General features: G+C 54.6%; 8 protein-coding genes. 3 read left to right on the forward strand and 5 right to left on the reverse strand.

Annotated elements, in window-relative coordinates; all coding sequences use genetic code 11:
- Positions 1 to 5: 5 nt before the first annotated feature.
- The 3 genes from JYB84_RS18360 (at position 6) to JYB84_RS18370 (ending at position 5,057) form a co-directional block, all read left to right on the forward strand.
- Positions 6 to 1,541 carry an NADH-quinone oxidoreductase subunit L gene (locus JYB84_RS18360; protein WP_207321439.1) on the forward strand — a complete coding sequence of 512 codons (1,536 nt, stop codon included), beginning with the start codon at positions 6 to 8 and terminating at the stop codon, positions 1,539 to 1,541.
- The gene (locus JYB84_RS18365; RefSeq protein WP_207321440.1) at positions 1,538 to 3,982 is read left to right on the forward strand and encodes a YbcC family protein; all 2,445 of its coding nucleotides are present in this window, start codon (positions 1,538 to 1,540) and stop codon (positions 3,980 to 3,982) included. Before JYB84_RS18360 ends, JYB84_RS18365 begins: the two co-directional genes overlap by 4 nt.
- Before the next feature lie 88 nt (positions 3,983 to 4,070).
- Positions 4,071 to 5,057, forward strand: coding sequence for an L-threonylcarbamoyladenylate synthase (locus tag JYB84_RS18370; protein ID WP_207321441.1), 987 nt, complete (start codon positions 4,071 to 4,073; stop codon positions 5,055 to 5,057).
- Between the two features lie 126 nt (positions 5,058 to 5,183).
- On the opposite strand, the gene mnmE is transcribed toward JYB84_RS18370, so the two are convergent.
- The 5 genes from mnmE to rpmH all read right to left on the reverse strand — a co-directional run bounded on the left by mnmE (position 5,184) and on the right by rpmH (position 8,983).
- Positions 5,184 to 6,545, reverse strand: a complete 1,362-nt coding sequence (mnmE, locus tag JYB84_RS18375; protein WP_207321442.1) for a tRNA uridine-5-carboxymethylaminomethyl(34) synthesis GTPase MnmE — start codon at positions 6,543 to 6,545, stop codon at positions 5,184 to 5,186.
- A 75-nt stretch (positions 6,546 to 6,620) separates the two neighbouring features.
- Positions 6,621 to 8,246 carry a membrane protein insertase YidC gene (gene yidC / locus JYB84_RS18380; RefSeq protein WP_207321443.1) on the reverse strand — a complete coding sequence of 542 codons (1,626 nt, stop codon included), beginning with the start codon at positions 8,244 to 8,246 and terminating at the stop codon, positions 6,621 to 6,623.
- Positions 8,247 to 8,249: 3 nt separating this feature from the next.
- Positions 8,250 to 8,504: a membrane protein insertion efficiency factor YidD gene (gene yidD / locus JYB84_RS18385; protein ID WP_207321444.1), complete on the reverse strand. Its 255-nt coding sequence runs from the start codon at positions 8,502 to 8,504 to the stop codon at positions 8,250 to 8,252.
- Entirely contained in the window at positions 8,471 to 8,827 is a 357-nt protein-coding gene (gene rnpA / locus JYB84_RS18390; protein WP_207321445.1) for a ribonuclease P protein component, read from the reverse strand. The genes yidD and rnpA overlap by 34 nt, the downstream gene beginning before the upstream one ends.
- A gap of 18 nt (positions 8,828 to 8,845) precedes the next feature.
- Entirely contained in the window at positions 8,846 to 8,983 is a 138-nt protein-coding gene (rpmH, locus tag JYB84_RS18395) for a 50S ribosomal protein L34 (protein WP_011758135.1), read from the reverse strand.
- Positions 8,984 to 9,423 lie beyond the last annotated feature (440 nt).

Below are 9,423 nucleotides of genomic sequence, written 5' to 3' on the forward strand. Positions count from 1 at the left end.
CTTTGATGTTTTTAACCTTGCATGACTATTTGTTTGCCACTGTTTACGGCGGTGGTTTTTTGGTCAGCCTGTTGACCAAAGATCATCATTGGCTGCTTGCCCGCACTGCCACGCGCATGGCATTGCTCGTCAGTATTCTCTCACCGTTAATATTAGGGATGACAACACCTGTCTTGCCATCGGCCCTGGCCATTGTGATGGGGTTACTGGTGGCATTGCTCGGCTGGGTGATAGTCGATTTTGCCTCCCGTTATCTTGAGGGTGACTCTGGTCTGCCCCGTTTTGTCCGCGCCATGTTATTCACCCTTTTTTCTGTCGCATTACTGGTGCAAAGCGATAATCTTTTGCTGATGGCGCTGGCGTGGAGTGCAAGCAGTTTGGGTTTGCATGTGTTGCTCACCCATTATCAAGATCGCAAAGCGGCTGAAATCGTCGCACACAAGAAGTTTATCGTCAGCCGCATGGCAGATATGTGTCTGATTATTGCCCTGTTCCTGGTCTACCAGTCGCTGGGGACCTTCTCCCTGCCGGGCATCAACCAGCAGCTGGCTGAGATGACAACACTCTCTCCCGCATTGAGCCTGGCGGCATTCTTGTTTGCACTGGCTGCTATCCTCAAAACCGCGCAATTACCGCTGCATGGCTGGCTTATCCAGGTGATGGAAGCGCCGACCCCAGTGTCGGCGCTGCTCCATGCAGGCATAGTAAACATGGGCGGTTTCGTGCTGATTTCTCTCGCTGCCCTGATAAATCTGGCTCCGCTGGCACAAACCACACTGGTCGTTGTTGGCAGCATGACGGCCTTGCTTGCTGCTTGGGTCATGATGACTCGGATCAGTATCAAGGTTCGTTTGGCATGGTCAACCTGCGCGCAAATGGGCTTTATGTTGATGGAGATTGGTCTTGGCTTGTATGAACTGGCGCTGCTTCATCTGGTCGCGCACTCAGTTTATAAGGCCTACTGCTTTCTGTCCGCCGGCGATGCTGTGGAACACACGGTACGCAAAGATTATCTGCCGCAAATTGGCAGCATTAAAGGCACCTTTGTCGCCCTGCTGCTTTCGGTTGTTTTGGTGTCGGTCATATTGCTGCTTTGGCAGCAGTGGTTACCGGCACTCTCGCTGCCTGTATCTGCCGGCGTCATTTTGATATTCGGATTCTCGCCCTTGCTCTGGCGTTATGACGGCACATCACTGCCTCTGATGGCGCTGGGCGCTATCCGGATTTGCTTCTTATTGCACTTGTATCTGGTGTGGCACGCCGCGTTTGCGCAAATTGCGCCAGCAGCCGCGCCGACACATCCGGCGTTGCTCGTCTTCGTCTGCGTGGCTTTTACCTTGCTCTATATAGGCCAGGTGGTGATACGTTGCTATCCCAACTCCAAGGTGGTGAAACGCCTCTATCCATGGGCGTACAACGGTTTTTATCTGGACGAGACCTTCACCCGCCTCACATTCAAAGTTTGGCCGGCGAGACTGAGCACCGAACAGGCACAAACTCAGGTTAACCGGAAAAAAGTAACCTTTGGAGAATCCGCATGACAGCCCGGCTTTGCGACGAAAACAATACAAGTCTCCTGTTGGAGGCAGCCATCCAAGCCGCCTGCGACAGCATTGCACCCAATTGGCCGCTGGATCGAATGATTGCGGTTAACCCTTACTGGTCGTGGGTTGGTAAACCCTTCAACGAGGTCGCCCATCACCTCGCGCGATTGGCCGGTTCGCCCATGGCGATGCCACTGGACTACTACCGTAAGCATTGGGAAAAAGGCACCATTTGCCATCAGGATTTGACACAGGCGTTGGCATCCCATTTCCCCCTCGGGAATTGGGATCTACAAGCTGCAATATCGGCCTTGACTGCCAAAGATGGGGCCCCGGTGCCGCCACCTTTGTTGTGCGACACCCTGGACAGCCAACGCAACCTCCACAAAGAGCCGGCATGGTGCGATACCATCACCCATCAGGTCGCCCAATTTTGTGCTGCTTATTTCGATCAGGATCAGGCCGACTGGCACCCATGCAGTGATATAGGGCTTTACCAAAGCTGGCGTGACACCCTGCGCCATGATCACAGCGTAGCCTTGCTGATGAAAGCACCCCACATTCCTGCCTTGGCGGCTGAAATGGCTTCAACGCCCAAAGCACAAATCCGGCAGGCCCTTACTCAGCTGAATATTGCGCCCGGGCAGTGGCAAGACTATCTGCAGGCGGTGATCTATCGCGTGAGCGGTTGGGCGGCGTGGTGTGCTTATCAAAAATGGCAGGCGGCCCTGTCACATAAGGAGGATGACACCCTGATCGATTTGCTGGCTATCCGTTTGAGCTGGGAATGTCTGGTGGATGACAAGGCCCGTCATTCAGGCTCGGTGTGGCAACGTTGGCAGCAGCAATGGCAGCAACACTTCCAGCAATACAATCCAGAGCTCACACACGGCCGGCTTATCTGGCAGCGTGCCCATGAAATCAGTTACCAGCGTCAGTTAAGCAAAAGACTGTTACAGCCTGTCACGCCAGCCAACGGGTCATACAAGGTCCAGGCCGTATTTTGTATTGATGTCCGCTCCGAAGTTATCCGACGCCACCTTGAAGCCCAGTCAGACGACATCAAAACCCTCGGTTTTGCGGGTTTTTTTGGCCTCCCCGTCAGTTACACGCCAATTGGAACCGAGATTAAACGCCCTCAGCTCCCGGGCTTGTTGGCGCCGGTATTTTCGGTATCTGACAGCGCAGGCTGCTGCGAACTGGACAACTCGCTGGCCGGGAAAAGGCAAAACGCATTGCAGCGGGAGTCGGGTTGGTCGCTGTTCAACACTATGCCGGCCTCGACCTTTACGCTGGTGGAAGCGCTGGGGCTGGGGTATGTGGGCAAGCTGATCAAACGCGCGCTGCCGGTTGCCGGGAAACCAGACTCTGCACCCGGATTATCCAGTGCAGGCATCAAGCTGCTTCGTCCGACCCTTGTGGCTGACGTCGAGCAACAAGTGATGCTTGCCGAAAGCGTCCTGAAAGGCATGGGGCTGATAGGCGATCTCGCGTCCCTGGTACTTCTGGTTGGACACGGCAGTGAGAATGCCAATAACCCCCAGCGTGCGGGGTTGGACTGTGGTGCCTGTTGCGGCCAGACAGGGGAGGTGAATGCCCGTGCTTTGGCACAATTGCTGAATCAGCCCGCCGTGCGTCAAGGTCTGCATCAGCGAGGCATTCAAGTTCCTGATAACACGAAATTCGTTGCAGCACTTCATAACACCACCTCGGATACCTTGACGCTGTTCGATACCGAGGTTTTTGATGATGACTTTCAACAGCAACTCAGGGCACTGCAAGCCACGCTGGACGCTGCTTCCTGCGCGGCACGGGCAGAACGTGCACCGCAACTGGGGCTGCTGCAAACCGTAAACAGACAGAATGCCCTTAAAAAAGGTATGGAACGCCGCACTCATGATTGGGCACAAACTCGTCCCGAGTGGGGGCTGGCGAATAATGCCGCCTTTATCATAGCGCCAAGGGCACGCACCCGTGGCATAAAGCTGGATGGTCGCACCTTCCTGCACGAATACCAGAGTGACGCCGATCCGGATGCAAGCCTGCTGGCGCAAATCATGACTGCGCCTATGGTCGTGACCAATTGGATTAACATGCAGTATTACGCATCCACTGTGGATAACCGTCGTTACGGGGCAGGTAACAAAACACTGCACAATGTTGTCGGTGGCCGATTGGGTGTTTTTGAAGGCAATGGCGGCGATCTGCGGATAGGTCTTGCGCTTCAATCTGTGCATGACGGCCGGAATTGGCGTCATGAACCCATCAGATTAACCGTGGTTATCGATGCGCCAGAGCAGGCCATCACCTCAGTCATCAACGCCCACCCCATTGTTCAACGCTTGGTCGAGAACCAATGGCTTTATCTGGCACGTTTTGACAAAGGAAAGCTCGCCTTTTTCGAAAGAGGCACGTGGAAGCTGTGGAGTGACGCGTAAAGAGAGCCCATAGCACCGTCTAAATAGCAAAGCCGTGCGCCAACAGTGGCTGGTGCACTAGACCCTTATTGTTGCTCCTGGTGTATCCATGAAAACCGAAATACTTAACGCGCTGCTTGCGGCAGATTTTCAACGTGCAGGAGAGCTGTTAACCGCCGGCGAACTGGTTGCTGTACCGACAGAAACCGTTTACGGGCTGGCCGCGGATGCCGGCAATCCAGAAGCCGTCGCCAAGATTTTTGCTGCCAAACAAAGGCCGAGAAATCATCCACTGATTACCCATATTGGCAGCATTGACCAGTTGTCCCTTTGGGTAAAGGAGATCCCTGATTGGGTTTCGCCGCTGGCAGATGCTTTCTGGCCCGGGCCGCTGACACTGATCTTCGAACGTCACCCTTCGGTTTCCGATGTGATAACCGGCGGACTGCCCAGCATAGGGGTGAGAATGCCTGATCATCCGGTGTTGTTGTCATTGCTACAGCAGTTTGATATTGCCGTTGCCGCGCCATCTGCAAACCCATATCAAAAACTCAGCCCTACCAGCGCAGCGCAAGTGCTGAGTGGCCTTGATGGAAAGATAGCTGCGGTACTCGATGGCGGAAACTGCGGCGTCGGTACCGAGTCAACCATTTTGCGGGTCGGTGAGGATAAAGCGGAGATTTTGCGCAGCGGGCCCTTGTCTGCCGAGGATTTACAGCCCTATTTGCCGGTACCTGTTATCACGCCACAAAGCCATTACCAAGCGGTATCCGGTAATAAAAAAGTGCATTATCAACCAAATGCCAAAGTGGTGATATGCCCAACCCCTACGTTTGCAGCAACGCTGGCCGCTGAGCCAGAGACGACAGGCGCCCTGGTTTATTCGTCTTCTCTGCACGGAATCAATTGTCGGCAGCGCCTCATCCTGCCCTGCGATCACCAAGGCTATCGTCAGGCGCTTTACGCCTCTCTCCATGCGCTGGATGGTAAGGGTGTTCACAAGCTTTTGGTTGAAGCGCCGCCACTATTGCCTTCATGGGCCGATATCTGGGACAGGTTGAGTCGCGCCGCCGCCGAATCGGCGCCGGCAGCCTAAGCCCTCAAACTAAGCCCGCGAACGAATCCTGAAAACCATAAAGTCCTCTACCCGGTTTGCCCAATGTTGGGGTATCCGGGTGAAGGACTTAAAGAGTTTTCTTTCAAGGCGCTACTCGGCCCCAAATCATTTGCCGATACAGAAGGAGCTGAAAATCTTGCCCAGCAGATCGTCCGAGGTGAATTGACCCGTGATTTCAGACAGCGCCTGCTGAGTCATGCGCAGCTCTTCGGCGAGCAGCTCTCCTGCCTGGAAGACTTCCAGTTGCACCTTGCCCTGTTGCAGATGTTCAGCGGCTATTGCCAGGGCTTCCAGGTGGCGACGGCGGGCGATAAAGCCACCTTCGAGATTGCTCTGGTAGCCCATCAGGCTCTTGAGGTGTTGCTTCAGACTATCGACACCCAGACCTGTCTTGGCAGAGATCCGGTACACCGCATGTCCCTGCTCCTGGGTCACCTCCAGTGGCTCACCCGTGAGATCGGCCTTGTTGCGCACCACAGTGACGCCGAGTCCCTTTGGCAGACGATCGATAAAGTCAGGCCAGATATCGTGGGGATCAACGGCATCCGTGGTGGTGCCGTCGACCATGAACAGCACCCGATCGGCGCTGGCTATTTCATTCCAGGCCCGCTCTATGCCTATTTGCTCCACTGTGTCCGTGGTGTCACGAAGGCCGGCGGTGTCAATGATGTGCAGCGGCATGCCATCCAGATGTATGTGTTCGCGCAGCACATCGCGGGTGGTGCCGGCGATTTCCGTGACTATGGCCGATTCCTTGCCGGCAAGGGCATTGAGCAGGCTGGATTTACCGGCGTTGGGACGACCGGCAATCACCACCTTCATGCCTTCGCGGATAATGGCACCCTGCTTGGCGCTGGCTTGCACTTCATCGAGCTTGGCTATGATGCCGTAGAGGGCCGCCGCTATCTTGCCGTCGGAAAGGAAGTCCACTTCTTCATCGGGAAAGTCGATGGCGGCTTCCACATACAGACGCAGGTTGGTGACCTTGTCCACCAGCTCGTGAACCTCACGGGAAAATTCACCCTGCAGGGATTGCAAGGCGCTCTTGGCGGCCTGCTCGCTGGTGGCGTCGATAAGGTCGGCAATGGCCTCGGCCTGGGTCAGGTCCAGCTTGTCATTCATAAAGGCCTGTTCGCTGAATTCACCGGGGCGGGCGATGCGGACACCTTCCACCTCAAGCACGGCGCGGATCAACATATCCAGCACCACCTGACCGCCGTGGCCCTGCAATTCCAGTACGTCTTCGCCGGTGAAGGAGTTGGGACCCTTGAAGAACAGGGCTATGCCCTGATCCAGCACAGTGCCGTCGGCAGACTTGAATTCGCAGTAGTCGGCGTAACGGGTCTTGGGCAGGTGACCCAGCACAGCCTGGGCCACAGTGGCAGCCCGGTTGCCCGAAATCCGGATTATGCCCACGCCGCCTCGGCCCGGGGCTGTGGCCTGGGCCACAATAGTGTCAGTTGTCACGTCAGTTTCCGTTTGCAATTCAAACAAAAAGGCGACCCGCAGGCCGCCTTTGAATTCATTAGCCTGAAAATGCGCTTATTTTAAGCCCTTTTTCTCCAGACCGGCATAAATAATCTTCTGTTGGGTGATGGCCACCAGGTTACCCACCAGCCAGTACAGTACCAGACCGGCCGGGAACCAGAGGAAGAACACGGTAAAGATCACCGGCATCCACTGCATCATCTTTTGCTGCATGGGATCCATGGTCGGAGCCACGGGTTGCATCTTCTGCATCAGCCACATGGATACACCCATCAGCAGCGGCAGTACATAGTAAGGATCCTGCACCGACAGGTCGTGGATCCACAGCATGAAGGGCGCATGACGCAGCTCAACGCTTTCCATCAGTACCCAGTACAGGGCGATGAAGATGGGCATTTGCAGCAGCATGGGCAGACAGCCACCCATGGGGTTAACCTTTTCCTTCTTGTACAGCTCCATCATGGCCTGACCCATCTTCTGGCGGTCGTCACCGAAGCGTTCCTTGAGATCTGCCAGCTTGGGCTGCAGGTTGCGCATCTTGGCCATGGACACATACTGTGCCTTGGTCAGTGGGAACAGCGCACCACGCACTGTCAGGGTGATCAGGATAATTGCCAGGCCCCAGTTAACCACCAGGCCCTGGTAGAACATCAGCAACCAGTGGATGGGCACGGCCAGCCACCAGAGGAAACCATAATCCACCACCAGGTTCAGGCTTTCAGACAGTTCCGACAGGGCGGCCTGATCTTTCGGACCCACATAGAAGTGGGCGCTGATGGTTTGGGATTCACCCGGTGCTATGTCGTGTACCGCACCCTTGAAGCCGATATTGGCTTGGCCACCGGCGCTGACGGAGCTGAACAGGGTGTTCTTTTCATTGGCGCTGGGGATCCAGGCAGACACGAAATAATGCTGCAGCATGGCGACCCAACCACCCAGGGTGGCTTGGTCGAGGTCTTTCTTGGCCATGTCTTCAAACTTGTACTTCTCATAACGCACATCGGCGGTTGAGAAGGCGCCACCACGGTAAGTCGGCATCATCATGCTGCTTTCGGTGGGCTTGATGGTCTGTTTAATCTGACCGTACATCTGTAACTGCAAAGGCGCAGCAGATTGGTTATTGATGCGGTAGTCCACGCCAATGTCGAACTTGCCACGATGGAATACAAACACCTTGGTTACCGTCACGCCCTGATCATTGGTCAGGGTCAGTGGCACTTCCAGGGTATCCTGACCATCGGCCAGCACAAATTCGTTGGCTGAAGCGTTGTACTGGGCGCGGCCCTTGGCTGCACTGTCAATACCATCACGACCGATCAAACCACTCTGGGCGATATAGGTGAAATCCTTCAGTTGCTCCAGCAACACAAAGGGCTCGTCTTTATCCAGCTCCAGTTTGTGTGATACCAGGGCGGCATGAACTATGTCACCACCCACGGGGCTGATGGCCACATCCAGTTGATCGGTCTTAACCTTGATCAGCGTCTGGTTGTTCACCACGGCGGCAGGGACACCGGCGTCGGCTGTTGGAACATCGGTATTGACTGACTGTTCCTGCACTGAGGCCGCAACTGTTTCGGTTGTGACCGGTTTGGGGGCTTTGTCAGCCTGCCACTGTTGCCACAGCAAAAAGCTGACAAACAGCAGACCTACAAGCAAAATATTGCGTTGAGATTCCATAGCCTATTTATTACACCTGTCGTTTTTGGGGGGAACGGGATCTGACCCGCCGGGATGTAAAGGGTGACATTTTAATATGCGTTTGGCTGCAAACCAACAGCCTTTTACCGTTCCGTGGACCTGGATCGCTTCTATTGCATAGTGGGAGCAGGTGGGATGGAAGCGGCACTTGGGGCCCAGCAAGGGGCTGATAAATATTTGATAACCACGGACCAGGCCTATGGTCAGCCATTGTAACGGCGACTGAGTTTGCGCCATAGCTTCTCTATCAGCCTCGTGAGTTCGGCATTTTCCATTTCCATCACGCCATTTCTGACCAAAACGACAATATCCAGCGGCGGCAATTCATGCTGGTTCAGACGAAAGCTTTCTCTGATGAGACGTTTGATACGATTGCGTTCGTGGGCGCGCTTTACATAGCGTTTGGCCACGGTCAGTCCAATTCGGGGATGGGATGTGCCATTGGGAATGGCAAGCAGGGTAATTTCTGCTGAAGACGCTTTGATGGGATTGGAAAAAACAGCTTTAAATTGCGCGGGAGTTAACAAACGTAACTCCCGCGTAAAGGTGTAGCAAGTCACCTAGTTGTCGACCCTGAATCAGGCAGACAGACGAGCGCGACCCTTGGCACGGCGACGAGCCAGTACCTTACGGCCGTTTGCTGTAGCCATACGAGCGCGGAAGCCGTGAGAACGCTTGCGCTTCAGGTTGCTAGGTTGAAAAGTACGTTTACTCATGATGGCAATCCGTCTTTGTTAGTGAACATTCCTTGTCTCGTTATCGAGGCAAGGGCAAAAAAGAGGCCGAATTGTAATCACTGATGCACCTGCCGTCAAGAAGCAAAGCCCTGCAACAATGGAATTCAGCCCGGTTTTCTTTCCACTGCTTATGCTCAGAACACCACAGAGTGTGGATAAGTCTGTGCATCGGCACTATATCTGGTGGATCCAGTTAATGCCAAGCGGATCGAAGGTCGCGCATTATAGATCAATCCGGATCGCTTTATAAAGCAAGATTTCCACGGGATTGGCGTAAAAAAGATCCTTTTCGATCTTGACGGATCCCCTGGGTTAAGGTCTTGGGATCTCGCTGGGGATAAATCCATTTAAAGGATAGCGATCAGGGCGATCTCCCGATAGAATACATGTCCTTTTGGACGATCTATTTGGGGATAACA

This window comes from Shewanella cyperi (assembly GCF_017354985.1).
In the GTDB taxonomy this organism is placed as follows: Bacteria; Pseudomonadota; Gammaproteobacteria; order Enterobacterales; family Shewanellaceae; genus Shewanella; species Shewanella cyperi.

Excerpts from the sequence above, each read along its gene's own strand:
- JYB84_RS18360 (WP_207321439.1), top strand. The coding sequence starts at position 6 with ATGTTTTTAACCTTGCATGACTATTTGTTTGCCACTGTTTACGGCGGT.
- JYB84_RS18365 (WP_207321440.1), top strand. The coding sequence starts at position 1,538 with ATGACAGCCCGGCTTTGCGACGAAAACAATACAAGTCTCCTGTTGGAG.
- JYB84_RS18370 (WP_207321441.1), top strand. The coding sequence starts at position 4,071 with ATGAAAACCGAAATACTTAACGCGCTGCTTGCGGCAGATTTTCAACGT.
- yidC (WP_207321443.1), bottom strand. The coding sequence starts at position 8,246 with ATGGAATCTCAACGCAATATTTTGCTTGTAGGTCTGCTGTTTGTCAGC.
- yidD (WP_207321444.1), bottom strand. The coding sequence starts at position 8,504 with ATGGCGCAAACTCAGTCGCCGTTACAATGGCTGACCATAGGCCTGGTC.
- rpmH (WP_011758135.1), bottom strand. The coding sequence starts at position 8,983 with ATGAGTAAACGTACTTTTCAACCTAGCAACCTGAAGCGCAAGCGTTCT.